Here is a 26322-nt window from a genome sequence, read left to right on the forward strand (position 1 = left end):
GAACCGCCCGAATGTTCGCGACCGACTTCCAGATCGTCCTGCCCGAGGTCATTCTCGCGGCCTATGCGATGCTCGCGCTTCTCTTCGCGGTCTATACCGGCAAGGACGCCGTTGCGGGCCTGCTGACCTGGGTGACGGCAGGGCTCTTCGTCCTGCTGGCTCTTTGGATCGGGGCGGGCGGCGACGGCGCGCGCACGGCCTTCGGCGGCATGGTGAACGACGACCCGTTCTCGCGCTTCGCCAAGGTGACTATCCTGCTTTCCGGCGCTGCGGTTCTTGCCATGGGCAAGGACTATATGGAGCGGCGCGACCTTCTGCGCTTCGAGTACCCCGTGCTGGTGGCGCTGGCGACCATCGGCATGATGATCATGGTGTCTTCGGGCGACCTGATGACGCTCTACATGGGCCTCGAGCTGCAATCACTGTCGCTTTACGTCATCGCCGCGATCCGTCGCGACAGCGTGAAATCGACCGAAGCGGGCCTGAAGTACTTCGTCCTCGGAGCGCTGTCCTCGGGCTTGCTGCTGTACGGCGCGTCGCTGACCTATGGCTTCGCGGGCACCACGCTCTATTCGGGCATCCTGTCCACTCTTGGCGGCGAAGTGCCGTTGGGACTGCTGTTCGGCCTGATCTTCATCATCGCGGGGCTCGCGTTCAAGGTATCAGCGGTTCCGTTCCACATGTGGACGCCCGACGTCTATGAAGGCGCGCCGACCCCGGTCACCGCCTTCTTCGCCGCGGCACCCAAGGTTGCCGCCATGGGCCTGCTTGCGCGGGTCACGCAGGACGCCTTCGGCAAGATTCCGGGCGACTGGGGGCAGGTGCTGGCTCTGCTGGCCGTGCTGTCGATGTTCGTCGGCGCCATCGCCGCGATCGGCCAGCGCGACATCAAGCGCCTGATGGCCTATTCTTCGATCTCGCATATGGGCTTTGCCCTGCTTGGCCTCGCCTCGGGCACGGCCGAGGGGGTGCAGGCGATGCTGGTCTACATGGCGATCTACGTCACCATGAGCGTCGGCACCTTCGCCTTTATCCTGTCGATGCAGAAGGATGGCGTGCCGGTCACGGATATCGAAAGCCTGAACATGTATTCCAAGAAGGAGCCGCTCCGTGCGCTGGCGCTCCTTGTTCTGATGTTCAGCCTTGCGGGCGTGCCGCCGATGGTCGGCTTCTTCGGGAAGTTCTATGTCCTGAAGGCGGCGGTCGATGCCGGGATGGTCTGGTTGGCGGTGCTGGGCGTGATCGCCTCGGTCATCGGCGCGTACTATTACCTGCGGATTGTCTTCTACATGTATTTCGGCAAGGAAGGCGACCGTCTCGATGGCGACATCTCCCCGGTGCAGTGGGTGATGCTCGTGGGCTCGGCCGCAGTGATGGTTCTGGGCGTCGTCAACCTGTTCGGCATCGACTCGCTCGCTGCCGTCGCGGCCGAAACGCTTGTGCGCTGACGCGACGCGCGATCCTTGGCCCGAGGGCGTGGCGCGCCGCGTCCTGCCCTCGGTCGACAGCACCAATGCCGAAGCGGCGCGTCTGGCTGCCGAGATGGCCGGACCCTGCTGGGTCCTCGGGCTGGAGCAGACGGGCGGGCGGGGGCGGCGCGGCCGACCCTGGGTCAGCCCGAAGGGCAACTTCTACGCCACACTCCTCATGCATCCGACCGAGGCGCCCGACGTCGTGGCGCTTCGGTCCTTCGCCGCAGCCCTGGCGCTGCGCGATGCGCTGGTGGGGATCACCGGGCTGCCCGACGCGTTCCAGCTCAAATGGCCCAACGACGTGCTCCTGAACGGCGGGAAGCTTGCGGGCATCCTGCTGGAAAGCGCAGGGCAGGGTGGCCGGGTCGGGCATCTGGCGATCGGCATCGGGGTCAACCTGATCTCGGCGCCCGATCCCGCGACGGTGGAGCCCGGTGCAGTGGCTCCTGTCAGCCTTCTGTCCGAAATCGGTCTCAGGGTCACCCCCGAGGCCTTTCTCGACCGGCTTGCGCCTGCCTATGCCCGGCGCGAGGCTGTCTTCGTCCGCGATGGTTTTGCCCCCCTGCGCGAGGCGTGGCTGGCCCATGCCGCCCGTCTGGGCGAGCCGATCCGGGCACGGACCGGCACGCGGACGGATGAGGGGGTGTTCGAGACGATCGATGCCAGTGGCGCGCTTGTCCTGCGCCAACCCGACGGGCGCCTTGCCATTCCTGCCGCCGAGGTTTTCTTCTGAGACGCGAGTCCAACGGAGACGTCCATGCTTCTTGCCATCGACTGCGGCAACACCAACACCGTCTTCTCGATCTGGGATGGCAGGCGCTTCCTGTCGACCTGGCGCATCGCCACAGACTACAAGCGGACCGCGGACGAATACTTCGTCTGGTTGTCCTCATTAATGATGCTGACCAAAACCGAGGTGACGGTTACCGAGGCCATCATCTCTTCGACAGTGCCGCGCGTGGTGTTCAACTTGCGGGTCCTGTGCAACCGCTACTTCAACTGCCGCCCGCTGGTGGTGGGCAAGCCTGAATGCGCCCTGCCGGTCGCGCCGCGCGTCGATGCCGGGACCACCGTGGGGCCGGACCGTCTGGTTAACACCGTTGGTGGCTTCGACCGGCATGGCGGCAACCTGATCGTCATCGACTTCGGAACGGCGACAACCTTTGACGTCGTCGATACCGACGGCGCCTATATCGGCGGGGTGATCGCGCCCGGCGTGAACCTGAGCCTTGAGGCGCTGCACATGGCGGCGGCGGCCCTGCCGCATGTCGAGGTCAGCCGCCCGCAGAAGGCGATCGGGACGAATACGGTGGCCTGCATGCAATCGGGCGTTTACTGGGGCTACATCGGTCTGGCGGAAGGTATCGTGCGTCAGATCCGGGCAGAACGCGACCGGCCGATGAAAGTCATCGCAACCGGCGGGCTTGCCCCCCTGTTCGCGCAGGGTTTCGATCTATTTGATGCGGTCGAGGATGACCTGACCATGCATGGTCTGGTGCTGATCCACCGCTACAACAAGGAACTGGAAACGGCATGACTGCGAACCGTCTGATCTATCTCCCCCTCGGTGGCGCGGGAGAGATCGGCATGAACTGCTACGTCTATGGCTATGGCCCCGAGGACAAGGAGCGCCTGATCGTCGTCGATCTGGGTGTCACCTTTGGCGACATGGAGACGACGCCGGGCATCGACCTCATCATGCCGGACGTGCGCTGGCTGGAAGAGCGGCAGGACCGGATCGAGGCGATCTTCATCACCCATGCGCATGAGGATCACATCGGCGCGCTTGGCCACCTCTGGCCCAGGCTGCGCGCCAAGGTCTATGCCCGGCGTTTCACCGCACTGATCGGGCGGGCAAAGCTGGAAGAGCAGGGACAGCCGGGAACGATCATCACTACGGTCGAGGCGCGGCCGCAGGTGATCGAGGCGGGGCCGTTCAAGGTGCAGTACCTGCCCGTTGCCCATTCTATCCCGGAAAGCGCCGCGCTGGTGATCGACACGCCTGCCGGGCGCATCCTGCATTCGGGCGACTTCAAGCTTGATCCCACACCGCTGGTCGGCGAGGCGTGGCGGCCGGAGTTGTTCGCCGAAGTGGCTGCCGAAAAGCCGGTCAAGGCGCTGATGTGCGACTCGACCAACGTCTTCTCGACCCATGCCGGCCGGTCCGAGGCGACACTGCGCGACCCGATCCGCGAACTGGTGCAAAAGGCGGAAGGGATGGTGGTGGCGACCACCTTCGCCTCGAACGTCGCGCGGCTGGTGACACTGGCCGAAGCAGCGCAGTCGGCGGGCCGGTCGGTCTGCCTTATGGGGCGGGCGATGAAGAAGATGGTCGCGGCGGCGGTCGAATCCGGCGTGCTGGCAGAGTTTCCCAAAGTCGTTGCGCCGGAAGAGGCCGAGGATATCCCGCGCCAGAACCTGATGCTGCTTGTGACCGGCAGCCAGGGCGAGCGGCGCGCGGCCTCGGCCCAGCTTGCCCGCGGCAAGTACCTCGGGATGGAGATGAAGGAGGGCGATCTGTTCCTGTTCTCGTCGCGCACCATCCCCGGCAACGAGCGCGGCGTGCTGCGGATCGTCAACGCCTTTTCCGAGATGGGCGTCGATGTGGTGGACGAGGCGAACGGCCTTTACCACGTCTCGGGTCATGCCAACCGCCCGGACCTCGAACTGATGCATTCCATCGTCAAGCCGGGCGTCGTGATCCCGATGCATGGCGAGCACCGGCACCTGCGCGAGCACGTGAAACTGGCGGCGTCCAAGGGCTTCGACGGCGAGATTGCGACCAATGGCATGATGCTGGATCTGACCGGCGATAGTCCCGAAGTGACGGAATACATCGAGACGGGCCGGCTTTACCTTGATGGCACGGCGCTGATCGGGGCGATGGACGGGGTGGTACGCGACCGCATCCGCATGGCGCTGAATGGCCATGTGATGATCACGATCATCCTGGACGAGAACGACGAGCCTCTCGGCGAAGCTTGGGCCGAGATCATGGGGCTGCCAGAGACGGGCAAGGGCGCCCGGCCGCTGGCCGAAACCATCGAGGAAGAGTTGAACGAATTCCTTGATCGGGGGGGCAAGGTGCTGAGCGATGACGACAAGCTCGACGAGGCGGTGCGCCGTGTCGTTCGGCAGGTCGCGGTCGAGGAAATCGGCAAGAAACCCGAAGTGACGGTGGTGGTCAGCCGGTTGCAGGCGGACTGATCGTCATGATCCGAAAAAGAAAAGGCCCCGCAACAGGTTGCGGGGCCTTTTTCTTGCGTGGAGCCGCTTATTCCGAACTGGCCGGCGCGAAGCTGCGCAGCAGGAAGTCGGGCATGTGATCGCCCATGCCGACGACGGGCCCATCCTCGCGCCGCGAGTCGCGGCGGTTGTCGGACCGGCTGTCCGAACGGCGCTCGCCGCTGCGGCTGCGATCCTCACGCGGGCGCTGTTCGCGCGGCGCTCGTTCTTCGCGGGGGCGCTCCTCCCGCACGGGCTCGACGGCCTCGACGGTTTCCGTCGGGCGGAAGGGTTCGCGCGATGCCTCACGGCCGTGATCGGCCACCGGGCGCGGGCGTTTTTCGCCCCGGTCGCGCGACGAGGGACGACGTTCGCTGCGCTCGGGCCGGTCGGGGGCGCCTTCGCGAATCTCGATCGCCGGGGTTTCGCCCCGCGGGATCGGTTTCTTGATCAGGCTTTCGATCTGGCCGACATACTTGTCGTCCGAGGGCGTGGCGATGGTATAGGCCTTGCCCTGCCGTCCGGCGCGGCCGGTGCGGCCGATGCGGTGGACATAGTCCTCGGAGTGGGTCGGCACGTCGAAGTTGAAGACGTGGCTGACCGCCGGAATGTCGAGACCGCGCGCGGCCACGTCCGAGGCGACCAGCAGGTGCAGCGAGCCATCGCGGAAGCCGTCCAGAGTCTTCATCCGCACCGACTGGTCAAGGTCGCCATGGATGGGTGCTGCGTTGAAGCCATGCGCCTTGAGCGACTTCGCCACCACGTCCACATCCATCTTGCGGTTACAGAAGATGATGGCGTTGGTGCAGGCCTCGCCCTCGGCCTTGATGAGCTCGCGCAGGACAGCGCGCTTTTCCGAGAAGCTGCGGTCGCGGCGCGAGGGCGTCAGCGCGATCAGCTGCTGTTCGATGGTCTCGGAAGCTGTCGCCTGACGCGCGACCTCGATCTTCACCGCGCCCGACAGGAAGGTGTTGGTGATCCGCTCGATCTCGGGCGCCATGGTTGCCGAGTAGAAGAAGGTCTGCCGGGTGAACGGGGTCAGCGAGAAGATCCGCTCGATATCCGGGATGAAGCCCATGTCGAGCATCCGGTCGGCTTCGTCCACGACCATGATCTGCACACCGTTGAGCAGAAGCTTGCCGCGCTCGAAATGGTCGAGAAGGCGGCCAGGTGTCGCGATCAGCACGTCGACGCCGCGGTCGATCAGCTTGTCCTGCTCGCCGAAGGAAACGCCGCCGATCAGCAGCGCCTTCGTCAGTTTGGTGTGCTTGGCATAGACATCGAAGTTCTCGGCCACCTGCGCGGCGAGTTCCCGGGTCGGGGCCAGCACCAGCGAACGCGGCATCCTGGCGCGGGCGCGGCCCTGGCCAAGAAGCGTGATCATCGGCAGCGTGAAGCTGGCCGTCTTGCCGGTGCCGGTCTGGGCGATGCCAAGCACATCCTTGCCCTGCAGGGCGTGGGGGATGGCCTGCGCCTGGATCGGGGTGGGGGTCTCGTAGCCCGCTTCGCTGATGGCCTTCAGCACGCGCGGGTCAAGCGCGAGGTCGGAGAATTTGGTCATATGCGTCCTTGGATGCGGTATCGGACCGCATGAATGTATGGGACGCATGTTCCGGGCGCCCCGGCGTCTGGGCCTTTCGGCCTTCGGTTGCGTTAGCGGAAAAGTGTGCTGAGGTCAAGGATCGGGCGGTTTCGCGGCTTTGCGACGTTGCTCCCGGCGGTTGCGCATCGATTGCAACCGCCGGAACAGGGTGCCCGGGTCGGCGTTGAGCCGGTCGAGAAGGTGGCTGGCGAGCGGTCCCAGAATCGGCGTCGCCTGCGCCTCGGACCAGATCGGGGCCAGCAGGTTGTAGTCGAGCCCGCCCGAGCCAAGCGAGAAACCCGGCATTCCGAGGGGGAGCGGCGCATCGACCTTTCGGCCGAAGCCGAATGCATCGTCTGGCGCCCGCCCGGAGTAGAGCCGCTCAGCCTCATAAAGTTTCATGAGCGAAAACATAAGGTTAAGCGACTGTCCTAACCTGCGCTGTGCCTCGGTCGCGCCATGGTCGGCAAAGGTAATCGCAGCCGAGATCTTCCAGCGATCGGGCAAATGGACAATCAGCCAGTCAGCCTGCTCGCTCCACAGCCGCAGGAACAGCGCGGGGGCATGGCGAGGCCAATCGCGCTTGCGAAGGCAGGCGATCAGGACCGCATGAAGCAGGACCAGTTCCGGCTGCCCGACGAGTTCGCGGGCCAGGGCATGGCGCTTGATTGCAAATCCGCTGGCTCGTCGCGGCCGCTCGGGCCCCGGATCGGCGACCGTCTGACGGGTCAGCGCGACAAGATCCGAATCCAGGGGCGGCAGGGCCTCGCCCCGGGCAAAATCAAGTGGGGTGCGCCGTTCCTGCCAACGCGCGATCAGCGTCTCGGGTGCATTGGGATAGGTCGCGGTCATCGACGGTTTGAAGTCCTTGCGCCGGAGGCGTCGCTGCGAGACACTTTCGGCATTTAACGACGACCTTTTCAATTGTGGATTTTCATCATGCGTCTCTTGGCCGTTTTTGCGGCGTTTCTGCTGGTTACTGCTAGTTCTGTTCAGTCCCAGAACGCCGCCTATCAACAAGTCCTGTCTGCGGATCCTGCGCGGGCGTGCATCAAGCAGATGCATCTGAGCTTTCATGCTGTTTCGGCTTCGGCCCGCTATGGCCTGATCTTCGATCCGGGGATGTCCGGCGGGGCGGCAATGCTGGCGTCGTGGACCGCTGCCGGCAAGCTGCACCGGACCAGCCTAAACCCAGCCGACGGAGGCATCGTTGCTCTTGGCGCCGGCTTTCCGATGGGCGAACAGGTCGTGGCCCTGTCCGTTGCCGATTGCCGAGCCGAACGGTCGCTGCCCCGGTTGATCCGCCTTGACCGGACCAGCCCGGATCATGGACATCGGCACGTCTGTCTCCACCTTGACCCTGACGGTGGACGCCCCATTCTTTGCCCGTCGGCCGCCAGGGTGCCGTCTTTGAATCGAGGAGAGTGAGAATGGCACTGAAGAATGCGGCATCGGCCCATTGGGCGGGCGACCTGAAAACCGGCAAGGGGCAGATTTCGACCGCTTCGGGAGGGCTGTCGGGTCTGCCTTACGATTTCCGCAAGCGGTTCGAGGGCGAAAAGGGCACCAACCCCGAGGAACTGATCGGCGCGGCCCATGCCGCCTGCTTCTCGATGGCGTTGTCGGCCGAACTCGGCAAGGCCGGCTTGACCGCCGACGCGATCGACACCACGGCGACCGTAACGCTCGACGTCATAGACGGCGCGCCGACTGTCACGAAGATCCATCTCGATCTGACGGCGAAGATTCCCGGCGCGAGCGATGCCGCTTTCCAGAAGGCTGCGGCGGATGCAAAGGCGGGCTGCCCGATCTCGCGGCTGCTCAAGGCGGCAGAGATCACGCTGGACGCGAAACTCGCCTGATCAGGCGGAAGGATGCAGGGCGGGACGATAGCCCGCCTGCAGCACGGCAATGGTCGGGGCCGGGGTCATCACCTCGGCCTTGCCAGATGCGGGGCGCCGAAGCGTGGCGTCATAGCCTTCGGGGGTGAAGCGGCGCAAACGGTCGCCCATGAGTAGCCAGGAAGCGCCTTCAAGCTGGACAAATGCACCAGAGGGCAGGCTGGTCCAGTCCGCCGCGTAGCTCTGCTGGCGTAGGTCGGCCCCAAGGCGTGCCGCATGAAGCGCGCGGTCCATCGCCTCTGCCGACGCGCGGCTGCCCGTTGCCGCCTGCCACCCATCACGGAAGGCCTCGTAGGCGCTGCGTCTGCACAGAGCACAGGGGCGGTGTCCAGCGGCCAGAGCCACCGCCTCGTCCAGAAAGAACAGTTCCGTCCAGGTTCCGGGCGACATCACCCTGCGGCGCACGTCCTTGTAGTCCAGCGCGCAGATTATCCAGTGCGGATGCCGCCAGCGCGCCCGCCCCAGCTGTCGCTGTGCGTCATGCAGGATGCCGCGGTTGCCGGTGAACAGCCCACGCCCTGCAACGGCGACGATCTCGCCGTTGGGCAGGACGCGGTTCCGGAGCGGCATTCCGGCCGGTCAGGGTTGGGTCAGGGCTGTGCGTGCCGCTGCAATGGCCTCGGCAAGGCCGCTCATCGGCACGTCGACCGCCACGGGCTTGTCCGACGAGAACGGGAAGAACTGCACCTGGACCGCCGCCGCGCCCGTCAGCGCAGCGAGGGTTGCTGAATCTGCGTCGGCCGTTGCGCGGCAACCATCGGGGAAGCAGACTTGGAACGGGACGTTCAGGGTCTTGTCGCCAACGATCATCCGCACGCCGGCATCAAGGGCGGTGCCAAGGGGCAGGGCGACGCCCACGCGCGCCGTCTCATGTGTTTTGGAAAGGGCAACGATAAAGGTCGCCACAGTACGGTCCGTGCCGCTTTCGGCGACGCTTCGCACCAAGGTGCAAGACCCGTTCTGGCAATTGCTTTGCCAGGCAGCCTGATCTTCTGCCTGCGCGGCAAGCGGCGCAATCAGGGTCGAGGCGAGGAGGATACTGCGAAACATAATTCGACACCTTCGGAAAAAGAAAACGGGCAGGCGCCAGTAGAACGCCTGCCCGCAACCGTTGTCATCAGATTCTCAGGCCGCCTTGCGCTTGCGGAATGCGCCGAAGGCTCCAAGACCGCCCAGACCGCCGATCAGCATCAGGCCAGCCGCAGGCAGCGGAACCGCGCCGGGTTCGGGCACGATGACCTCGCCACCAACGCCCGAGAAGGCGAAGATGAAGGTCGGGGTCCGCGCGCCAGCGTCAGAGAAGCCGTTCTGATCGGGATCAAGCGCAGACCAGCCGAAGGAGTAGAGCTCGGCCTTCACCGCGCCGAGCGCAGCAAGGGCGTCCTTCTTGTTCGCGGCGCCACCGTAGTAGATGTCGAACGAATAGGACTCTCCGGCAGCGAGGTCGCCGAAGCCAAAGTCGAAGACCGCACCATGATCGTCCGGACCGCATGCGGTGAAGTCGGCAAATCCGCAGCCATTCAGGTCGGTCACGTCATTCGCCAGCGGGTTGGCGCTGGAGAAGCCATTGTCAGACGAACGGTTCAGAAGCGTCGTGGTCGTGGTGCCCTGGATGGTGACATACTCGCTGAACGGGGTCGGCGAGGTATCCCAGTCCATTGTCCGGCGGTAGGTCACATCGGTGACGCCGGACGTCCCCTTGTTCTCGATCGTCACCTTCACCCGATAAAGGTCATCGGTTTCCGTGGCGAGCGCGAAGCTGTGTGTCACGAAGACATCGGTGCCGTTGATCTGCGTGACGACTTTCGCCGTCTTGGCGTCAGAGTCGAAGCTGATCTGGGTAAGCCCGCCCGTCCCGGACGAGTTGTTCGCATAGCCGGCGGTGGTGCCGTTGACGGCAACACCCCAACCTTCGCAAAGACAGCCGTGCGAGGTGGACTCGTACTGAACGCCATCCGGGTCGATCCAACGTTCGCCCACGATCGTCTGACCGACAACGTCGCGGACACCGCCGCCGACGTTCAGTTGACCGAAGTTGTCGACGCCCAGACTGACATTGCCGTCGGTGATGATCGCCGTAGCGGCGTTGGCCGCAATTGGCAGGAAGAGCGCAGCGCCAGCGGCGAGCGCCAAGTTACGAAGCATGGAAATCCTCCATCACTGGTTAGTTGAAACAGGCTGTACAAAAAACACACAGGGCTAAATCCTGCCCGCGTAATTAAGATGCCAGAATTCTGCCTACTTTGAAACAATTTAAGGCCCAGAGTCCTAAGATTTAGCCTCGCTCGCAATTACAATCCCGCATCTGGTTGTAGATTGTTGCCGATGGGGAAAATATGGTTTGAATGAATCTTTTCGCGCCAAAGCTTCACCCCACCGGAAGCACGCCAAAGCCGCGTCTGGCGCTGCTCACGCCAGATCACCGGAATGTGATTCGCTGCGACTGCAAATGGCTCGGACGGCTCAGACCATCATCTCTTTGGTCGCGGTCAGCCTGAGATCGGGATAGTCGCGCTGGACGCGGTCGATGTCCCATTGCAGGCGGGTCAGGAAAACCACGTCGCCGTCGTGGTCATAGCCGATATGGCCTTTGTTGACGTTGATGAACTTCTCGAGCGACGCCTTGGGGCCTGACACCCACCGCGCCGAGGTGAATTGCGAGCCCTCGAAGCGGACCGGCAGCTGGTATTCCTGCTCGATCCGGCTCGCCAGCACGTCGAATTGCAGCGCCCCCACGACCCCGACGATGAATCCCGAGCCGATCATCGGCTTGAAGACCTTTGCCGCGCCTTCCTCGGCGAACTGCATCAGCGCCTTTTCCAGGTGCTTGGCCTTCATGGGGTCGCCCGCGCGCACGCCCTGCAGAAGTTCCGGCGCGAAGCTCGGGATGCCGGTGAAGCGCAGCGTCTCACCCTCGGTCAGCGCGTCCCCGATCCTGAGTTGCCCGTGGTTCGGGATGCCGATGATGTCGCCCGCCCAAGCCTCTTCCGCCAGTTCGCGGTCGGCGGCGAGGAACAGCACCGGGTTCGACACCGCCATCGGCTTTTTCGACCGCACATGGAGGAGCTTCATTCCCCGTTCGAAATGCCCCGAGGCGAGGCGGACGAACGCCACCCGGTCGCGGTGCTTGGGGTCCATGTTTGCCTGCACCTTGAAGACGAAGCCGGTCACGGCCTGTTCCTCGGGCAGGATGCCGCGCTCGGAGGCCTTCTGGATCTGCGGGACGGGGCCGTATTCGCCGATGCCATCCATCAGTTCCTTCACCCCGAACGAATTGATGGCCGAGCCGAACCAAATCGGCGTCATCGAGCCGTTCAGGAATGCCTCGCGGTCGAAGGCGGGCAGGAGCGCGCGCGCCATCTCCAGCTCCTCGCGGAGCTTGGCCAGCAGCTCGGCCGGGACATGTTCGGCCAGCTTCGGGTCATCCAGCCCGTCGATCTTGATCGATTCCGCCACCCGGTTGCGGTCGGCGCGGTCCATCAGCTCCAGCCGGTCGTGCAGGATGTCGTAGCAGCCGACGAACTCGCGGCCCATCCCGATCGGCCAGCTTGCCGGCGACACGTCGATCGCCAGGTTTTCCTGGATCTCGTCGATGATCTCGAAGGTGTCGCGGCTTTCCCGATCCATCTTGTTGCAGAAGGTCAGGATCGGCAGGTCGCGCAGGCGGCAGACCTCGAACAGCTTCCGCGTCTGGCTTTCCACGCCCTTCGCGCCGTCGATCACCATGATCGCCGCGTCCACGGCGGTCAGCGTGCGGTAGGTGTCCTCGGAAAAGTCCGAGTGGCCGGGCGTGTCGACGAGGTTGAAGCGGAACTCGCGGTAGTCGAAGGACATGGCCGAGGCCGAGACGGAGATCCCGCGCTCCTGCTCGAGCTTCATGAAGTCCGACCGCGTGCGCCGCGCCTCACCCTTTGCCCTCACCTGTCCCGCCATCTGGATCGCGCCCCCGAACAGCAGAAACTTTTCGGTCAGCGTCGTCTTTCCGGCGTCGGGGTGCGAAATGATCGCGAAGGTCCGGCGACGGGCAATTTCGGGCGGGAGTTGGGCGCGGTTGTCGAGCATGGCCCGGCTGTTAGCGCAAGAGCGTCATTTCGTCCATCACCTCAGGTCAGGGAGGGCCGGATCAGCGCATCCCTCAGGCTGTCAAGAACCTCGCGCCCGGCCTCGGTGCCGAAATGCTGGTCCTGACGCAGGCCGGGGAAACGGTCGCGCACGGCTTGCGCCAGGTCCGGAGGCAGGCGGGCGACCGTGGCCTCGCTGACCAGAAGGCTCTCGCAGGGAATGCCCTCGGCATAGATGATCTCGTGGCGGTCGAAGGCGAGGCTGAAGTATTCGACCATGCCACCCTCGCGCAGGAAGATTTGCTCTCCGTCGATCAGGTGCTTGGCCTGAACCAGAACCTCGGCAGTGCGGATGCCAGACCGCCTGGCCCGCTGATAGAGGAAGATGCGGTGATGCTGGCTAACGATCAGGTCACGGGCATTGCCAAGCACGCCAGCTCCGATCACCACGGGGGCAAAGGCGCCGACGGCGCGCAGCGCCGCCTGGCCGATCCAGGCGATCGGCTGGGGGCCGTGATCGCGGGTCAGCACGCGGTCACCGGGGCGGAGCGCCTCGATCGGCTGCTGAAGGCCCGATGGCAGGGTGATGAGCGTGCCGCGCGACAGCGAGACGCAGATCAGATCGGTCAGCCTTGCATCCTTCGGCGTCTCGTCAATGCCGACCAGCGTGTAGCCTGTCCGCCTGGCAAGCGGCGACAGCGGCAGCAGATAGGCGCCGGAGGCATGGCCCAGCAACAGCACCTCGACCCGTTCGCCATGGGCCGCAAGAAAGACCAGCGCCGCGAGCAGATCCAGCCTGTCGCCAGACTGGCCTATGCCCGACCCCTCGGCCACGCGGGTCCCGTCGCCTGTCTGCACCAGTCGCATGCGCAAAGGCGTTCCGCCGTCGCGGAGTTCGTAGATGTCGCCCGGTTCCAGAAGATCGGCCCGCTCCGGGCCCTCGCCGCGATTGACGCCGCTGACCACGCGGAAATCGTCGGCGGCAAAGACCTGTGCAGTCTGGCCGTGTGGATCGACGGAGGGGGAGGTCCTGTCTGTCATCAGATGCCGATCTTGGGCGCGGTGCCGGGCAAGGTCAAACCGCCTTCTCGTTCCGCGCCCTCGATGCTACTCCGGGATCAGGGCATATTGGAGGCGGCGATGGATCTGGGCATCAGGGGCAAGCGGGCACTGGTCTGCGGAGCATCGAAAGGGCTGGGCCGCGGCTGTGCCGAGGCACTGGCCGAAGCAGGTGTCGATCTGGTGCTGAACGCCCGCGGCGCCGAGGCCTTGGAGCAGACTGCCGAGGCGATCCGAAAGGCGCACGGGGTCAAGGTGCTGACAGCGGCCGGCGACATTACCGCGTCCGAGGCGCGGGCCGGGGTGATCGCAGCGGCAGGGCGGATCGACATCCTTGTGACCAATGCCGGGGGACCTCCCCCGGGCCTTTGGTCAGACTGGAGCCGTGACGATTTCATTCGCGCGCTCGACGCCAACACGTTGACGCCGATCGCGCTGATGCAGACCTTTCTGCCGGGGATGATCGAGCGCGGTTGGGGCAGGGTGATCAACATCACCTCGCAATCGGTCAAGGCGCCGCTCGCGGCGCTCGGCCTGTCGAACACCGCGCGCACCGGGCTGACCGGCTTTGTGGCCGGCACCTCGCGGCAGGTGGCGAAACACGGGGTGACGATCAACAACCTGCTGCCGGGCAGTCATGCAACAGATCGCTCGATTGCCCTGGCCGAAGCCGCCGCAAGAGCGCAGGGCATCACGGTTGCCGAGGTCGAACGGCGCGGGGCCGCCAGTATCCCGGTCGGGCGCTACGGCACGCCGCAGGAATTTGGAGCGATGTGCGCCTTTCTGTGTTCGGCCCATGCGGGCTTCATCGTCGGCCAGAACATCCTGCTTGACGGCGGTGCGGTGAACGCGACGATCTGAGGTCAGGCGCGGGCAGATCTCTTCGAAGAGATCTGCCAATATCCTTCGAAGGATATTGGACAGGCCTCAGATTGCCGTTGCCCCCAGCATCCCCGCCCAATGACCAAGCCGGGTCTTCAGCGCGTCCTGGCGGGCATAGGGTGTGAGGTCCGGGTCCAGCACCTCTACGATCTCCAGCGTGAAGGCTTCTGCGCCTTGCTGGTTCCACGCCTCCTGCAGGCTGCGATGGGTGCTGGCGTTCTGGCGGAGCATGAACCAGACGCGGTTGGCGATCGCGCCGGTGTCCGGCGCCCGGCCGACCCAGACCTGGCCTGTGGCCAGGCAACTGATCGCATAGATCCCGGCAGAGGCCTTGCGTTCCTTGTAGTCGCTGATCGCGGATTTTCGGGCGGCTGATGTCATGATCGATTCCTTCTGTCGATCGGCGGAGTAATTCATCCGGGTAATATTGACAAGTATTAATACCCGGATAAATTTACCGGCAAATTGGAGGCACGCATGACAGACGAACACCCCCTCGGCTGGACCGCCTTTCAAGGCACCAGACGGATCGCCCAAGGCCCGCTGGCGGAAGTCGGCCTTGCCGTCCGCCGCCTCGACGAGACCCGCGGGCCGGTCCTGATCTTTGACGACGCCACCGGGCGCGTCCTGGACCTTGATCTGCGCGGCAGCGACGAAGAGGTCAGGGCACGCCTTGCGCCGAACGCCGAAACCCCGGTCCGGGGGCGGGGGCGGCCAAAGCTTGGGGTGACCGCGCGCGAGGTAACGCTCCTTCCCCGGCATTGGGACTGGCTGGCCGATCAGCCCGGCGGCGCCTCGGCGGCGCTCCGCCGTCTGGTGGACGAGGCGCGAAAGGCGGATGACGGGCGCACCGTCCTTCGGCAGGCGCGCGAGCGCTGCTATCGCTTCCTGTCGGGGATTGCGGGCGACCTGCCGGGCTTTGAAGAAGCGTCGCGCGCCTTGTTTGCCGGTGACGGGGCCCGCTTTTCTGCGCTGATCGCCGATTGGCCCGGCGACATCGCCGACCACGCGCTGCGCCTGCTGGAGAGGTGATCAGGGCCGGGTAAGGCGGGCGAGGAAATCCTCTGCGGTCTTGCCGGGCTCAGGCATGAAGGCGGTGCCGTCCGGGTGAAGCGACATGACAAGGTCAACGCGAAACACACGGAAATCCTGAGACAATTCGCACCAGGCAGTCAGGATCCAGGCGTGGCCCCAGTATTCCAGATGCAAGGGTCTGATCCGCCGCTCGGTCTCGTTTCCGGCCTCGTCGCGGTAGTGCAGGACAAGCATCAACCGGTCGCGCAGAGCGCGGCGCAGAATGCCTAGATGCGGCGCGGCGCGGGCTGCCTCGGGGGTGGAAAAGACAAAGCTCTCGCTGCCGGTTTCCTCGGTCCCGAAAGGGGCGACGGCGGCGATCTTGGCGGCGAGGCTTTTTGCCGCCCGCGCCGTCGCCGGGTCCTGGGCGCTGGAAACAAGGGTGATGCCAAGGCGTAGCGCCTCGAGTTCCTCCTTGCCGAGCGCCACCGGCGGCAGGGTGATCGGCGCGCCGAGAATGTATCCAAGGCCGCGCTCGCCCTCGATCGGAAGGCCGCTCGATGCGAGCGTCGCCATGTCCCGCCAGACCGTGCGCACGGAAACCCCAAGCGTTGCCGCGATGTCGGCAGCGCGATGAAGTTCACCGTCGCGGAGAATCTGGAGGATGTTGAACAGGCGGTCGGTGCGCTTCATGGCGGGTTGCCCGTGCGAAACTGGAGGGCAACTGACAATAAACTGTCAGGTGAGACAGATTCAAGGCCACTTCAGCGCACCTGTGGACAGTCGCACCGCAAGAATCGCGCTATCCTTGCGGCAGGCGGGGGGCTACACCGAACCGTCATGCAATTCGGACGGCGTGCCGGGAGGTTCGCCCGCGAAGGAGAAAGAGCCATGGGAAGATTTGGCGTTACCGAGATTCTGATCATCGGGGTTGTGCTGCTCGTGCTGTTCGGACGCGGCAAGGTCAGCGCGCTGATGGGTGAAGTCGGCAAGGGCATCACCGCCTTCAAGAAAGGCGTGAAAGACGGAACCGAGGAAATCGAGGCGGTGCGCGACGTGACGCCCGAAAGCGAGAAAGACAAGGCCTGATCGCGGGTCGGATGGACGGCGCGGGCGGGGCGTAAAAGATGCTTGATATCGGCTGGACCGAACTGATGCTGATCGGGGTCGTGGCGCTGATCGTCATCGGTCCCAAGGAATTGCCGGAGATGTTCCGGACGCTCGGCCGCTTCACCGCAAAGGCCCGGTCGATGGCGCGCGACTTCCAGCGTGCGATGGAATCGGCGGCGGACGAGGCGGGGGTCAAGGACATCGCCAAGGATCTCAAGACGATGACCTCGCCGCAGAGCCTTGGCCTCGATGCCGTCAAGAAGGCGGCGGACAAGTTCGAGAAATGGGATCCCCTGAAGCCGACGCCGAAACCGGCGCCGACGGCAGCGGCCGCGCCCGTTCCCGATCCCGAAGCGCCGGAACCGACCCCGATGGGACCGGCGACCAAGGCGCTTGCCGAGAAGATGGCCGAGGAAAAGGCTGCGCGTCAGGCTGCCTTCGAGGCGAGTCTGGCCCCGAAGCCTGACCCGGCTGCACCGGTCGCCCCGCTGCCTGTGGCTTCCATACCAGCGGAAGGCGCAGACCCCGCCGTGCAGCGCAAGCCCGTGACCCGCAAGCCGAAGGCCGCTTTCGAAGCAGCGCCTGCCAAGGCTCCTAAGGCCAAGGTCGAGGCGCAGGTTGCGGCTGTCACCGAAGCTGCGCCCGCGAAGAAGACGCGCGCCCCAAAGGCTGCGGCAGGCAAGGGTCCTGATCGTCTGGGTGCCGCAGTGGACAAGTCGTCGGCAGCCAAGGCGCGCAAATCCGGCAAGTCCGTCAAGACCGATGACAGCGGAAGCAAGGCATGACGACCGACCAAATCGACGACAGCAGCGCCCCGCTGATCGAGCATCTGATCGAACTGCGCAACCGCATCATGATCTCGCTCGCGGCCTTTGTCGTGGGCATCTTCCTGGCCTTCGCGGTCTGGAACCCGATCTTCAACTTCCTGACCCAGCCGATCTGCAATGCGCTTGAAGACCGCGGGCAGGAATGCGGCCTCGTGCTCATCAAGCTGCAGGAAGGCTTCTTCGTCGCGATCCGCATCTCGATGATGGCCGGCTTCATCATGGCTTTCCCGGTGATCGCAACGCAACTCTGGCGGTTCGTCGCCCCGGGTCTCTACAAGTCCGAGAAATCGGCGTTCCTGCCGTTTCTTATCGCCTCGCCGGTGATGTTCTTCATCGGCGCGGCCTTCGCCTTCTATGTGGTTCTGCCGACAGCTTTCAGCTTCTTCCTCGGGTTCCAGCAGTCGATGACTGCCGATCCGGCCGCGGTGACCAAGAACCCGGATGTGGCCGGCATCGTCTTCCAGGGCTCGATGGAGCAATACCTGTCGCTGACGACCTCGTTCATCATGGCCTTCGGTCTGTGCTTCCAGCTTCCGGTTCTGCTGACGCTCATGGGCAAGGCGGGGATCGTTACGTCCAAGGGGCTGGCGGGGATGCGCAAATATGCCATCGTCCTGATCCTGATCCTCGCTGCCATCGCGACGCCGCCCGACATGATGTCGCAGATCATCCTCTTCGCGGCGATCTATCCGCTCTACGAAGTGTCGATCTTCCTGATCCGGCGCATCGAGAAGCGTCGCGAAGCCGAGCTTCGGGCGCAGGGTCTGTGGTTCGAGGATGACGACTCCACCTCGTCCGACGTCGAGGAAAAGCCGCCGGCGAAGCCTTGAGCAGCAAGATGAGCGATCCTCTGACCCGCATAGCCGAGGCGCTGGAACGGATGAGCCCGCCGACGCCGCCCCTGCCGGAAATCGGGGCTGCCGACGCCTTTGTCTGGCACACGTCGCCGGATCGGCTGGTGCCAGTGCCAAAGGTCAGCCGTGTGGATCTGTCCTTGCTGCTGGGGATCGATCGGGTGCGCGACGTGCTGCTGGCCAACACGCTGCAATTCGCTCGTGGGTTGCCCGCCAACAACGCGCTGCTCTGGGGCGCGCGTGGCATGGGTAAATCGAGCCTTGTGAAGGCGGTCCATGCCGAGGCGGTGCGTCAGGGCCTGCCCCTGAAGATCGTCGAACTGAGCCGCGAGGATCTGGCCTCGGTCGGCCGGCTTCTGGCGGTGCTTGCCACGGCACCGGCGCGGTTCCTGCTGTTCTGCGACGACCTGTCTTTCAGCCATGACGACCAGCAGTACAAGGCACTCAAAGCGGTGCTCGACGGCGGGATCGAAGGGCGGCCCGGCAATGTGATCTTCTATGCGACGTCGAACCGCCGCCACCTGATGCCGCGCGACATGATCGAGAACGAGCGCTCGACCGCGATCAGCCCGTCCGAGGCGGTGGAGGAGAAGGTATCGCTGTCCGATCGTTTCGGGCTGTGGCTGGGGTTCCATCCCTGTTCGCAGGACGAATACCTGGCGATGATCGATGGCTATTGCGCGGCCTATGGCATCGCGGTCGATCCGGCGCAGTTACGTGCCGAAGCGATCGAATGGCAGGCCACGCGAGGCGCTCGCTCGGGGCGTGTGGCCTGGCAGTTCTTTACCGATCTCGCCGGACGACAGGGCGTCACGATCTGACGCCCTTCCCGGCCGATGCGCTCCGGCTGCCCGGGATCAGCGCCCGTCGAGCCGTTCAAGGTAGTGCATGACGTCGAGGCGCGTCACGCCGAGATCGCGCAGCATGTGGTCGTCACAGCCAAGCAGGGCGCGATAGCAGTCGCGCTGCCTGCGCCGCGTTTCCTGACGGTCCATCCACGCCGCCAGGCCGGGAAGCCAGCTGCGCAGGAGGCCCTTGGTTAGGTGGCCCTGTGTGCTGCCGTCCGCAGCGGCGGCGTGGGTTTGGCCTATCATGTGATCGGTGGTGCTGACCATCGGAGCTCTCCCTTTACACTCTTGAAGCGTTGCAGCGTCGGACCACCGAGCGATGCCCCGGCGTCACGACAGTCGGTGCGGTGCGCGACAGGTCAGGCGACGGTCGTCAGCGCCTGGGTGATCTGCATCACGCCAAGAACGGCGCCCAATCCCGCCGCCAGAAGCAAGGCATGACGCAGGGTATGGCGGGTCTGTGGCTTGTCTGCCTCTTTGGCGCGGCGGATCTTCTCGAACTCATAGAGCTCGCGGTTGAGATAGGCGCTGCCGGACTGAGAGGTGGCCGAGTGGGCATTGATGACCAGATCGTAGCGAAGCATGGGACCAATTCCTTGTTATGATCTGCGGTGTTCAGGCGTGCGGCGATTGCGTGGATGGTCGTGTGGACGAAGCGATGCAGCCAGCTTGGATGACGTAGCGTTACTTTCCGGGCCGCCGGTCGCGCCGGCTCCGTCATTCGCGCGTGAATAAGCGGACAATCCGCCGTTAGATTCGCGAGATCCGCGTGAAATCGGTATTCGCGCTCGCTGGCAGGCAAAGCCCGCGCAACCGAGCAGAGATCGACTTTCATACTATTCGTGCAGGGGGTGTGCTGTCGCCAGCGGGGCTGCCGGGAATCGCCGGGATCTACGCAAAACGATGCCCAAAAACGGCATTTCTCACAGGTAAGTCGGCCCTGACGGCATGCGAAATGCACGAAATGTGATACGAATTACAGAAGTTCTTCCCGCGAAAGCCAAGGATTGCGTGAGTGCAGGCGCACTGAACTGCGTGTGGAAGGAGACAGGGATGAGCGACATCGAGACAGGCAGGCGAACGTTCGGCCAGATCCCCTCGATTGCATTTCTGCCGATGCGGCATGTCGAAGTCGCGTCGGGGACCTTCCCGAGCTCGAAGGTGCTCGGGGACCGGGCGGTTCCGCGTCGCGAACTTCGTCTGGAACTGTTCGGCGGTCCGCGGTTGGTCCGCTCCTCGGGGCAGACGATCCAGATCGCTGGGCGCAAAGGGCTGGCCATCGTTGTCTATCTGTCGCGCTGCAAGGGAATGACGGCACCACGCGACAGGCTGGCCGATCTTCTCTGGTCGGACCGCGACGGAGATCATGCCCGCAACAGCCTGCGCCAGTCGCTTGCCGTGCTTCGGCGCGAGATGTCGAGCGACTTGCCCGATCTGATCCGCGCGGACCGCGAAATGCTGTCGCTCGATGCAGGGCTTCTTGATGTCGATGCCGAGCTTTTCGGTCGGCTGGTCGCCACCGGGCGCGACGAGGATATCCGCGCCGCCCTGGATCTTGCTGCGGCGCCGTTCCTGGAGGGCTTCCTTTCAGGCTCGGCGGTTTTCGACCGCTGGGCGGAGGGAGAACGCGACAAGCTCATGGAAATGGCCGCCGAGGCGAAGGCCGGCCTTGCCCGCCGCACGGGCGGGGAGGAGGGCCTGGCCCTGGCGCGTGACCTTCTTGCCTCGGACGAAACCCGCGAGGACACGCACCGCCTTCTGATGGAGCTCTATGCCCGAGCCGGGCAGCGGGACCGGGCGTTGAAGCAGTACCAGTTCTGCCGCGACGTGCTCCGCCGCGAATTCGACGTATCGCCAAGCGCCGAGACTGAGGCCCTGCGGCGGGACATCGCGGCGTCGGTTCAGCCGATTGCGCGGCCCGAATTGTCCGAATTGCCAGTCGCGCGCGCGCCTTCGCAAGCGGAAAGCACAGAGCAAGCGGTCATGGTTCTCGACTTCGTCAACCTCTCGGGCGAGGGGAAGGACCAGTTCGCCAGCGTCCTGGTCGAGGACATCATCATCGCGCTGCTGCATCAGCGCGAGATCAGGATCCTGTCGGAGAACCTTCATCGATCTGTACCCGGGACCTCGTCTTCTGGAGAGGTGTCTTCGCGCTATGTGCTAAGCGGCAGCGTCCAGCGGTCTCCGGGCCGGATCCGGGTGAACGCGCAATTGACCGACGCGGTCGCGGGCCTGCTTCTCTGGGCCGAGCGTTTCGACGGCAGCGACGAGGATCTTGCGGGATTTCAGGAAAGCGTCGCGCATTCGATCGCGCTTGCGGTCAGGATCGACCTGATGCTGACGCGCTGGAATGTGCGCGACCGTACCCCGCCGGACGATGCCCGCGTTCGCATGATCGTGCAGCGGGCCTTCGTCAAATACTACGAGATGACGCAGGAGTCCCTGACCGAGGCGGTCCGACTGGCCGAGCAGGCGCTGCAACTCGAGCCGGCCAGCCTGCGCGGCATGCGGACCCTTTCGCTGGCCATTTCTGGAAGCATGGCCCAGGGCGTTCTGCCGAAGACCGTCGACAACATGGAGCGGGCCATGCGCCTGGCCCTGAAGGCAGTCGAGGCTGTACCGGATGACGAGATGGCCCGGCTTGCTTATGCCTGGAGCTTGTCGAACCTTGGCCGACACGCACAGGCCGCCGCCGAACTGCGCCACACGATCGAGCTCAACCCAGACTTCCCGACACCCTATTCGGACCTTGCCGAGCAATATGCCTATCTTGGCTTGCGCGACGAGGCTCTGGCGATGGCGCAGCGAGCGTTCACCCTGAGTTCGCACGACATCGCCGATTTCTGGCGGCATTACAGCGTGGTGGTTGCCCAGTTTTCGGCAGGCGAGGATCACGCCGCGCTCGATGGCGCGCGGCGGATTTGCCGGTCGAAGCCGGGTTTCGTCCGCGCGGGACTGTTCCGGGCGGCGGCCGCCGCCGCTTTGGGCGATCTTGAGGAAGCCACGTCGGCGATCGAATCCTGCCTTGGAGTCTGGCCGGACCTGACCTTGCGCAACGTCGCTCCGGGTTTCATGCCCAGGTATGTCGAGGATGCCCATCACCAGCGCTTCATCGACATGCTCAGGCTGGCAGGTCTGCCGGATCGGCCCGCGCAGCCGCCTGTTCAGCACTGAACCCCGGCACCGGCATGCCGGTCGCTTCCCCTCCTGCCTTGAGTTCCGGGCGCAGGATGCCTAAACCGGGCGTGTCACACCGAGGAAACACGCCCATGCGGATCAACAAAGACCTCGCCGAAACCATCGGCAAGACGCCTCTCATCCGGCTGCACAAGGCCAGCGAAGCGACGGGCTGCGAGATCCTCGGCAAGGCAGAGTTCATGAATCCGGGCCAGTCGGTCAAGGATCGCGCAGCGCTCTTCATCATCCGCGACGCGGTGGCGAAAGGTCTCCTGAAACCCGGCGGCACGATTGTCGAAGGGACGGCAGGCAATACCGGCATCGGTCTGGCCCTGGTCGGCGCCTCTATGGGCTTCCGGACGGTGATCGTAATCCCCGAGACCCAGAGCCAGGAAAAGAAGGACATGCTGCGGCTGGCGGGGGCCGAACTCGTCCAGGTCCCGGCAGTGCCCTACCGCAACCCCAACAACTACGTGCATTACTCTGGCCGTCTTGCGGCGAAACTCGCCCAGACAGAGCCGAACGGCGCGATCTGGGCCAACCAGTTCGACAACGTGGCCAATCGCCAGGCCCATATCGAAACCACCGGGCCCGAGATCTGGGACCAGACCGATGGCAAAGTCGATGGCTTCGTCTGCGCGGTCGGCTCCGGCGGGACGCTGGCAGGGGTGGCGATGGCGCTGCAACCCAAAGGCGTGAAGATCGGACTTGCCGATCCGATGGGGGCCGCGCTTTACAGCTATTACACGATGGGCGAACTCAAGGCCGAAGGCAGCTCGATCACCGAAGGCATCGGGCAGGGGCGCATCACCGCCAACCTGGAAGGGTTCCGCCCCGACTACAGCTACCAAATTCCCGATGCCGAGGCCCTGCCGCTGATCTTCGACCTGCTTGAGGATGAGGGCCTGTGCCTTGGCGGATCTTCGGGGATCAACATCGCCGGCGCCGTGCGCATGGCGCGCGACATGGGACCGGGGCACACGATCGTCACCATCCTGTGCGACTACGGCAACCGCTATCAGTCGAAGCTGTTCAATCCGGCCTTCCTGAAGGAAAAGGGCTTGCCGGTGCCGCAATGGCTTGACGCGCCGCCGCGCCCGATCCCGGCGGTGTTCGAAGACGCATGATCCGGCTGCGTGCTGCCCTTCGCGCCGCGCTTGTCGCCGTTGCGCTGGCCGGCTCCATTGCCGGGCCGGCCGCTGCCCAACTTGCCAGCGACGTCGCGACCGAGAACAAGGGGCCGGACTACGCGACCTGGGAAAAGATCGCGACCCGTGCCGAGGTACAGGTCGCGAGCGAAGATGCGACCGACCAGCAACTCGGCAGCACGCGTTCCCAGCTTGTCGACTGGCGCTCGGCGTTCCAGACGGCGCAGAACACCAACTCGACCCGCATCGCCACCCTGCGCGCGCAGATCGACGCGCTTGGTCCTGCGCCGACCGATGGCGCGGCCGAGGCCCCCGAGATCGCGCAGCGCCGCAGCGACCTGAACGACCAACTCGTGCGGCTGCAGGCTCCCGGCATTTCGGCCGACGAGGCCTATCGCCGGGCCGACGGCATCATCAAGGAAATCGACCGGGTCCTGCGCGAACGCCAGACGAGCGAGCTTCTGCGGGTTCTGCCCGCCCCGATCAATCCGGCTAACTGGCCGGACGGGCTGGAGGCGCTGACCGGTGCGTCGAAGAATCTCTATGACGAGACCATCGCGGCCTGGGCCAATCCGCTGTCGCGCGAGACGCTGAAGTCGAACCTGCCGCTGATCCTGTTCTACCTCATCCTCGCGGCGGCGGCGCTTCTGCGTGGCCAGCAGGTTTTGGGCTATCTTTCGGGGATCGTTCTTGAGCGGGCGAAAGGACGTTGGCAGGTCGCCCTCACCCGCATTCTTTCGATCGGCAAGTTCGTGTTGCCGCTTCTGGGCATCATCGCGCTGCAGCGGGCCTTGTCGCTGACCTCTATTCTCGGTCCGGTCGGGGCACAGATCCTCGAGATGTTGCCTGCCCTGGGCTTCGTCATCGTCACGGCGGTCTGGCTTGGGGGGCGGCTGTTCCCGCAAGATCGCGAAGAGCAGGCGTTGCTTACACTCCCGCCCGCGCGCCGCCGCGAAGGTCGGATCATCGTCACGTTGTTCGGGCTGATGATCTGTCTCGAGGCGGTGAAGGAAAAGGCGGTCACCGAGCTGCAGGCCAACGACGCCGCCCTTGCGATGCTAACCTTCCCGATCGTGGTTCTGGCGGGGTTGCTGCTGGTGCGGATGGGCAACCTCATGCGCCAGCATGTCGTCAACGCCACTCCGGCCAACGAGCTGCCGAGTTTTCGCGACCGTCTGATCGGTCTTGGGGCGCGGCTGGTCCGGCTTCTGGGGATGATTGCGCCGGTGCTGGCGGCGGTCGGTTATGTTCCGGCCGCGATCGCGTTGGTCTATCCGGCTGGCCTGTCGCTGGCGCTGATTGGCTACATCGCCGTGCTTCAGGCCTGGATCGACGATCTTTATGCGCTGGTCACGGGTCGCGAGGACGGGCGCGACGACCTGATCCCCGTGCTGATCGGCTTTGGCCTTGTCGTGCTGTCGCTGCCCCTGTTCGCGCTGATCTGGGGCGCACGGGTCTCTGATCTGGCCGAACTCTGGACCAATCTTGGCAACGGATTCACCATCGGCGAGACGCGGATTTCGCCTTCGGCTTTCCTGACATTCCTGCTCATCTTCGCCATCGGCTACATGGTGACGAAGCTGCTTCAGGGAGTGCTGCGATCCTCGATCCTGCCCCGGACGCGGCTCGACCTTGGCGGCCAGAACGCCGTCAATGCGATGGTCGGCTATGCGGGTCTGGCGCTGGCAGGACTGATCGCCATCAATGCGGCGGGGATCGACCTGACCGGCCTCGCCTTCGTCGCCGGCGCCCTCTCGCTCGGTATCGGCTTTGGCCTGCAGAACATCGTGTCGAACTTTGTCTCGGGGATCATCCTGCTGATCGAGCGCCCCGTTTCGGAAGGCGACTGGATCGAGGTCGGCGGCGTGCAGGGAACGGTCAAGGGCATCTCGGTACGCTCGACCCGGATCCAGACCTTCGACCGCAACGACGTCATCGTGCCGAACGCCGATCTGGTCACTGGCCAGGTGACGAACTGGACCCGGTTCAACCTGACCGGGCGGCTGATCGTGCCGATCGGCGTGGCCTATGGCAGCGACACCCGCAAGGTCGAGCGCATCCTGCGCGAGATCGCCGAAGCCGAACCGCTTGCGGTGATGAACCCGCCGCCAGTGGTGGTCTTCATGGGCTTTGGCCCGGATGCGATGAACTTCGAGATCCGGGTGATCCTGCGCGACGTGAACTTCTCGCTTTCGGTCCGGTCCGAGATGAACCACGAGATCGTCCGCCGCTTTACCGAAGAGGGGATCAGCATCCCGTTCTCGCAGCGCGAGATCTGGATTCACAACGCCGACGGGCTTTCGCCTCTCGCGACGAGCCAGCCGGCAGGCACGGCCGCTCCTCCGCGACCCGGAAGCGCGGCCCCGAAGGCAAAGGCCGAGCGAGAGCAGCATTTTCGCGACGAGATTCCCGATGGCCCGGGCGAGGACGACAACCGATGACCGAGCTTCTGTTCCGCACTGACCCATACATGCGCGAGGCCGAGGCGACTGTGACCGGACATACGCCGGAAGGGGGTATCCTTGTTGACCGGTCGGTGTTCTACCCGACGGCAGGCGGTCAGCCGGGGGACAGCGGCCATTTGATTTGGGCAGGCGGGTCGGCGGCGATCGCCACGGCGGTCAAGGCCGACGGAAACACTGTCGCGCTGGTGCCGGCCGAGCCGGTGGCGCTTCCCGCTGCAGGGACGCGGGTCCGTCAGGTTCTCGACTGGGAACGCCGCCATCGTCACATGCGGGTCCACACGGCGCTGCATCTTCTGTCCGTGGTGATTCCGCTACCGGTGACCGGCGGGCAGATCGGCGCGGACAAGGGGCGGCTCGATTTCGACATGCCGGACCCGCCCGATGATATCGAGGCGCTGAATAACCAGTTGAACGCGCTGATCGATCGCGACCTGCCGGTGACCGACAGCTGGATCACGGATGACGAGCTTCTAGCCAATCCGAGCCTGGTCAAGACGATGTCGGTGATGCCGCCGATGGGGCAGGGGCGTGTCCGGCTTGTGCGGATCGGTGAAGGGGCCGATCAAGTCGATCTTCAGCCCTGCGGCGGGACCCATGTCGCGCGGACAGGTGAAATCGGTCGGGTCGAGATCGGAAAGATCGAAAAGAAGGGGCGACAGAACCGGCGTGTGGCGGTGATCCTGTCAGACTGACATCG

At 64.8% G+C, this 26322-nt stretch carries 26 protein-coding genes and 1 pseudogene; 16 read left to right on the forward strand and 11 right to left on the reverse strand.

Going from position 1 to position 26322, the window contains the following annotated elements; translation table 11 throughout:
• The first annotated feature begins 11 nt into the window (after window positions 1-11).
• Genes nuoN through L0V05_RS12225 form a run of 4 tightly spaced genes read left to right on the forward strand, consistent with a single transcriptional unit; the run spans window position 12 to window position 4679 of the window.
• Window positions 12-1448 (forward strand): NADH-quinone oxidoreductase subunit NuoN, encoded by a 1437-nt coding sequence (gene nuoN, locus L0V05_RS12210; RefSeq protein ID WP_234870861.1) that lies wholly within the window; start codon window positions 12-14, stop codon window positions 1446-1448.
• A gap of 28 nt (window positions 1449-1476) precedes the next feature.
• Entirely contained in the window at window positions 1477-2205 is a 729-nt protein-coding gene (locus tag L0V05_RS12215; protein WP_234872179.1) for a biotin--[acetyl-CoA-carboxylase] ligase, read from the forward strand.
• A gap of 24 nt (window positions 2206-2229) precedes the next feature.
• The gene (locus L0V05_RS12220; protein WP_234870863.1) at window positions 2230-3009 is read left to right on the forward strand and encodes a type III pantothenate kinase; all 780 of its coding nucleotides are present in this window, start codon (window positions 2230-2232) and stop codon (window positions 3007-3009) included.
• On the forward strand, window positions 3006-4679 hold the full coding sequence (locus L0V05_RS12225) for a ribonuclease J (protein WP_234870865.1): 1674 nt from the start codon (window positions 3006-3008) through the stop codon (window positions 4677-4679). The genes L0V05_RS12220 and L0V05_RS12225 overlap by 4 nt, the downstream gene beginning before the upstream one ends.
• Before the next feature lie 67 nt (window positions 4680-4746).
• Here L0V05_RS12225 and L0V05_RS12230 read toward each other — a convergent pair whose 3' ends face one another.
• A complete protein-coding gene (locus tag L0V05_RS12230) occupies window positions 4747-6258 on the reverse strand; it encodes a DEAD/DEAH box helicase (protein WP_234870867.1) in 1512 nt (503 codons plus the stop codon).
• A 114-nt stretch (window positions 6259-6372) separates the two neighbouring features.
• Window positions 6373-7131 carry a hypothetical protein gene (locus L0V05_RS12235; RefSeq protein WP_234870868.1) on the reverse strand — a complete coding sequence of 253 codons (759 nt, stop codon included), beginning with the start codon at window positions 7129-7131 and terminating at the stop codon, window positions 6373-6375.
• A 72-nt stretch (window positions 7132-7203) separates the two neighbouring features.
• On the opposite strand from L0V05_RS12235, the gene L0V05_RS12240 reads away from it, so the two are divergent.
• Entirely contained in the window at window positions 7204-7707 is a 504-nt protein-coding gene (locus L0V05_RS12240) for a hypothetical protein (RefSeq protein ID WP_234870870.1), read from the forward strand.
• Window positions 7708-7715: 8 nt separating this feature from the next.
• Window positions 7716-8141, forward strand: coding sequence for an OsmC family protein (locus tag L0V05_RS12245; RefSeq protein ID WP_319937904.1), 426 nt, complete (start codon window positions 7716-7718; stop codon window positions 8139-8141).
• Here L0V05_RS12245 and L0V05_RS12250 read toward each other — a convergent pair whose 3' ends face one another.
• The 5 genes from L0V05_RS12250 to L0V05_RS12270 all read right to left on the reverse strand — a co-directional run bounded on the left by L0V05_RS12250 (window position 8142) and on the right by L0V05_RS12270 (window position 13282).
• Complete coding sequence (locus tag L0V05_RS12250) at window positions 8142-8750, reverse strand: hypothetical protein (protein WP_234870873.1); 609 nt, start codon at window positions 8748-8750, stop codon at window positions 8142-8144. It abuts the gene before it with no gap.
• A gap of 9 nt (window positions 8751-8759) precedes the next feature.
• Window positions 8760-9230, reverse strand: a complete 471-nt coding sequence (locus L0V05_RS12255; protein WP_234870875.1) for an invasion associated locus B family protein — start codon at window positions 9228-9230, stop codon at window positions 8760-8762.
• Window positions 9231-9305: 75 nt separating this feature from the next.
• Window positions 9306-10325: a VPLPA-CTERM sorting domain-containing protein gene (locus L0V05_RS12260; protein ID WP_234870877.1), complete on the reverse strand. Its 1020-nt coding sequence runs from the start codon at window positions 10323-10325 to the stop codon at window positions 9306-9308.
• A 318-nt stretch (window positions 10326-10643) separates the two neighbouring features.
• Complete coding sequence (locus L0V05_RS12265; protein WP_234870878.1) at window positions 10644-12242, reverse strand: peptide chain release factor 3; 1599 nt, start codon at window positions 12240-12242, stop codon at window positions 10644-10646.
• A gap of 41 nt (window positions 12243-12283) precedes the next feature.
• A complete protein-coding gene (locus L0V05_RS12270) occupies window positions 12284-13282 on the reverse strand; it encodes a Hint domain-containing protein (protein WP_234870880.1) in 999 nt (332 codons plus the stop codon).
• Between the two features lie 99 nt (window positions 13283-13381).
• Between L0V05_RS12270 and L0V05_RS12275 the strand changes: the two genes are divergently transcribed.
• Window positions 13382-14161: an SDR family oxidoreductase gene (locus L0V05_RS12275; protein WP_234870882.1), complete on the forward strand. Its 780-nt coding sequence runs from the start codon at window positions 13382-13384 to the stop codon at window positions 14159-14161.
• A 66-nt stretch (window positions 14162-14227) separates the two neighbouring features.
• On the opposite strand, the gene L0V05_RS12280 is transcribed toward L0V05_RS12275, so the two are convergent.
• Entirely contained in the window at window positions 14228-14563 is a 336-nt protein-coding gene (locus L0V05_RS12280; RefSeq protein WP_234870884.1) for a GIY-YIG nuclease family protein, read from the reverse strand.
• A 96-nt stretch (window positions 14564-14659) separates the two neighbouring features.
• On the opposite strand from L0V05_RS12280, the gene L0V05_RS12285 reads away from it, so the two are divergent.
• Window positions 14660-15214, forward strand: a complete 555-nt coding sequence (locus L0V05_RS12285; protein ID WP_234870886.1) for a DUF2239 family protein — start codon at window positions 14660-14662, stop codon at window positions 15212-15214.
• Here the strand turns inward: L0V05_RS12285 and L0V05_RS12290 are convergent, their stop codons facing one another.
• Window positions 15215-15889 carry a helix-turn-helix transcriptional regulator gene (locus tag L0V05_RS12290; RefSeq protein ID WP_234870888.1) on the reverse strand — a complete coding sequence of 225 codons (675 nt, stop codon included), beginning with the start codon at window positions 15887-15889 and terminating at the stop codon, window positions 15215-15217.
• A 198-nt stretch (window positions 15890-16087) separates the two neighbouring features.
• Between L0V05_RS12290 and L0V05_RS12295 the strand changes: the two genes are divergently transcribed.
• From L0V05_RS12295 to L0V05_RS12310, 4 genes and pseudogenes are all read left to right on the forward strand, one after another.
• A complete protein-coding gene (locus L0V05_RS12295) occupies window positions 16088-16285 on the forward strand; it encodes a twin-arginine translocase TatA/TatE family subunit (RefSeq protein WP_234870890.1) in 198 nt (65 codons plus the stop codon).
• A gap of 38 nt (window positions 16286-16323) precedes the next feature.
• Window positions 16324-16609: pseudogene (gene tatB, locus L0V05_RS20720) on the forward strand (Sec-independent protein translocase protein TatB); the annotation flags it as partial.
• A 478-nt stretch (window positions 16610-17087) separates the two neighbouring features.
• On the forward strand, window positions 17088-17963 hold the full coding sequence (tatC, locus tag L0V05_RS12305) for a twin-arginine translocase subunit TatC (RefSeq protein ID WP_234870892.1): 876 nt from the start codon (window positions 17088-17090) through the stop codon (window positions 17961-17963).
• Window positions 17964-17971: 8 nt separating this feature from the next.
• A complete protein-coding gene (locus L0V05_RS12310) occupies window positions 17972-18808 on the forward strand; it encodes an ATP-binding protein (RefSeq protein WP_234870894.1) in 837 nt (278 codons plus the stop codon).
• A 36-nt stretch (window positions 18809-18844) separates the two neighbouring features.
• Here L0V05_RS12310 and L0V05_RS12315 read toward each other — a convergent pair whose 3' ends face one another.
• Complete coding sequence (locus L0V05_RS12315) at window positions 18845-19102, reverse strand: YjiS-like domain-containing protein (protein WP_234870896.1); 258 nt, start codon at window positions 19100-19102, stop codon at window positions 18845-18847.
• 92 nt (window positions 19103-19194) lie between these two features.
• The gene (locus L0V05_RS12320; protein ID WP_234870898.1) at window positions 19195-19419 is read right to left on the reverse strand and encodes a hypothetical protein; all 225 of its coding nucleotides are present in this window, start codon (window positions 19417-19419) and stop codon (window positions 19195-19197) included.
• A gap of 469 nt (window positions 19420-19888) precedes the next feature.
• Between L0V05_RS12320 and L0V05_RS12325 the strand changes: the two genes are divergently transcribed.
• The 4 genes from L0V05_RS12325 to L0V05_RS12340 all read left to right on the forward strand — a co-directional run bounded on the left by L0V05_RS12325 (window position 19889) and on the right by L0V05_RS12340 (window position 26317).
• Window positions 19889-22009, forward strand: coding sequence for a BTAD domain-containing putative transcriptional regulator (locus L0V05_RS12325; protein ID WP_234870900.1), 2121 nt, complete (start codon window positions 19889-19891; stop codon window positions 22007-22009).
• A 95-nt stretch (window positions 22010-22104) separates the two neighbouring features.
• On the forward strand, window positions 22105-23139 hold the full coding sequence (locus L0V05_RS12330; RefSeq protein ID WP_234870902.1) for a cysteine synthase A: 1035 nt from the start codon (window positions 22105-22107) through the stop codon (window positions 23137-23139).
• Window positions 23136-25601: a DUF3772 domain-containing protein gene (locus L0V05_RS12335; RefSeq protein ID WP_234870904.1), complete on the forward strand. Its 2466-nt coding sequence runs from the start codon at window positions 23136-23138 to the stop codon at window positions 25599-25601. The genes L0V05_RS12330 and L0V05_RS12335 overlap by 4 nt, the downstream gene beginning before the upstream one ends.
• Window positions 25598-26317: an alanyl-tRNA editing protein gene (locus tag L0V05_RS12340; RefSeq protein WP_234870905.1), complete on the forward strand. Its 720-nt coding sequence runs from the start codon at window positions 25598-25600 to the stop codon at window positions 26315-26317. The genes L0V05_RS12335 and L0V05_RS12340 overlap by 4 nt, the downstream gene beginning before the upstream one ends.
• Window positions 26318-26322 lie beyond the last annotated feature (5 nt).

The organism is Alitabrizicola rongguiensis (assembly GCF_021491355.1).
GTDB lineage: Bacteria > Pseudomonadota > Alphaproteobacteria > Rhodobacterales > Rhodobacteraceae > Aliitabrizicola > Aliitabrizicola rongguiensis.

Bases quoted from the DNA above. Each gene is read 5' to 3' on its own strand.
- L0V05_RS12265 (WP_234870878.1), bottom strand. From the start codon at position 12,242: ATGCTCGACAACCGCGCCCAACTCCCGCCCGAAATTGCCCGTCGCCGG.
- L0V05_RS12255 (WP_234870875.1), bottom strand. From the start codon at position 9,230: ATGTTTCGCAGTATCCTCCTCGCCTCGACCCTGATTGCGCCGCTTGCC.
- L0V05_RS12290 (WP_234870888.1), bottom strand. From the start codon at position 15,889: ATGAAGCGCACCGACCGCCTGTTCAACATCCTCCAGATTCTCCGCGAC.
- L0V05_RS12270 (WP_234870880.1), bottom strand. From the start codon at position 13,282: ATGACAGACAGGACCTCCCCCTCCGTCGATCCACACGGCCAGACTGCA.
- L0V05_RS12295 (WP_234870890.1), top strand. From the start codon at position 16,088: ATGGGAAGATTTGGCGTTACCGAGATTCTGATCATCGGGGTTGTGCTG.
- L0V05_RS12335 (WP_234870904.1), top strand. From the start codon at position 23,136: ATGATCCGGCTGCGTGCTGCCCTTCGCGCCGCGCTTGTCGCCGTTGCG.
- L0V05_RS12225 (WP_234870865.1), top strand. From the start codon at position 3,006: ATGACTGCGAACCGTCTGATCTATCTCCCCCTCGGTGGCGCGGGAGAG.
- L0V05_RS12320 (WP_234870898.1), bottom strand. From the start codon at position 19,419: ATGCTTCGCTACGATCTGGTCATCAATGCCCACTCGGCCACCTCTCAG.
- tatC (WP_234870892.1), top strand. From the start codon at position 17,088: ATGACGACCGACCAAATCGACGACAGCAGCGCCCCGCTGATCGAGCAT.
- L0V05_RS12280 (WP_234870884.1), bottom strand. From the start codon at position 14,563: ATGACATCAGCCGCCCGAAAATCCGCGATCAGCGACTACAAGGAACGC.
- L0V05_RS12235 (WP_234870868.1), bottom strand. From the start codon at position 7,131: ATGACCGCGACCTATCCCAATGCACCCGAGACGCTGATCGCGCGTTGG.
- L0V05_RS12315 (WP_234870896.1), bottom strand. From the start codon at position 19,102: ATGGTCAGCACCACCGATCACATGATAGGCCAAACCCACGCCGCCGCT.
- L0V05_RS12250 (WP_234870873.1), bottom strand. From the start codon at position 8,750: ATGCCGCTCCGGAACCGCGTCCTGCCCAACGGCGAGATCGTCGCCGTT.
- L0V05_RS12275 (WP_234870882.1), top strand. From the start codon at position 13,382: ATGGATCTGGGCATCAGGGGCAAGCGGGCACTGGTCTGCGGAGCATCG.
- L0V05_RS12285 (WP_234870886.1), top strand. From the start codon at position 14,660: ATGACAGACGAACACCCCCTCGGCTGGACCGCCTTTCAAGGCACCAGA.
- L0V05_RS12230 (WP_234870867.1), bottom strand. From the start codon at position 6,258: ATGACCAAATTCTCCGACCTCGCGCTTGACCCGCGCGTGCTGAAGGCC.
- L0V05_RS12340 (WP_234870905.1), top strand. From the start codon at position 25,598: ATGACCGAGCTTCTGTTCCGCACTGACCCATACATGCGCGAGGCCGAG.
- L0V05_RS12220 (WP_234870863.1), top strand. From the start codon at position 2,230: ATGCTTCTTGCCATCGACTGCGGCAACACCAACACCGTCTTCTCGATC.
- L0V05_RS12310 (WP_234870894.1), top strand. From the start codon at position 17,972: ATGAGCGATCCTCTGACCCGCATAGCCGAGGCGCTGGAACGGATGAGC.
- L0V05_RS12260 (WP_234870877.1), bottom strand. From the start codon at position 10,325: ATGCTTCGTAACTTGGCGCTCGCCGCTGGCGCTGCGCTCTTCCTGCCA.
- L0V05_RS12330 (WP_234870902.1), top strand. From the start codon at position 22,105: ATGCGGATCAACAAAGACCTCGCCGAAACCATCGGCAAGACGCCTCTC.
- nuoN (WP_234870861.1), top strand. From the start codon at position 12: ATGTTCGCGACCGACTTCCAGATCGTCCTGCCCGAGGTCATTCTCGCG.
- L0V05_RS12325 (WP_234870900.1), top strand. From the start codon at position 19,889: ATGAGCGACATCGAGACAGGCAGGCGAACGTTCGGCCAGATCCCCTCG.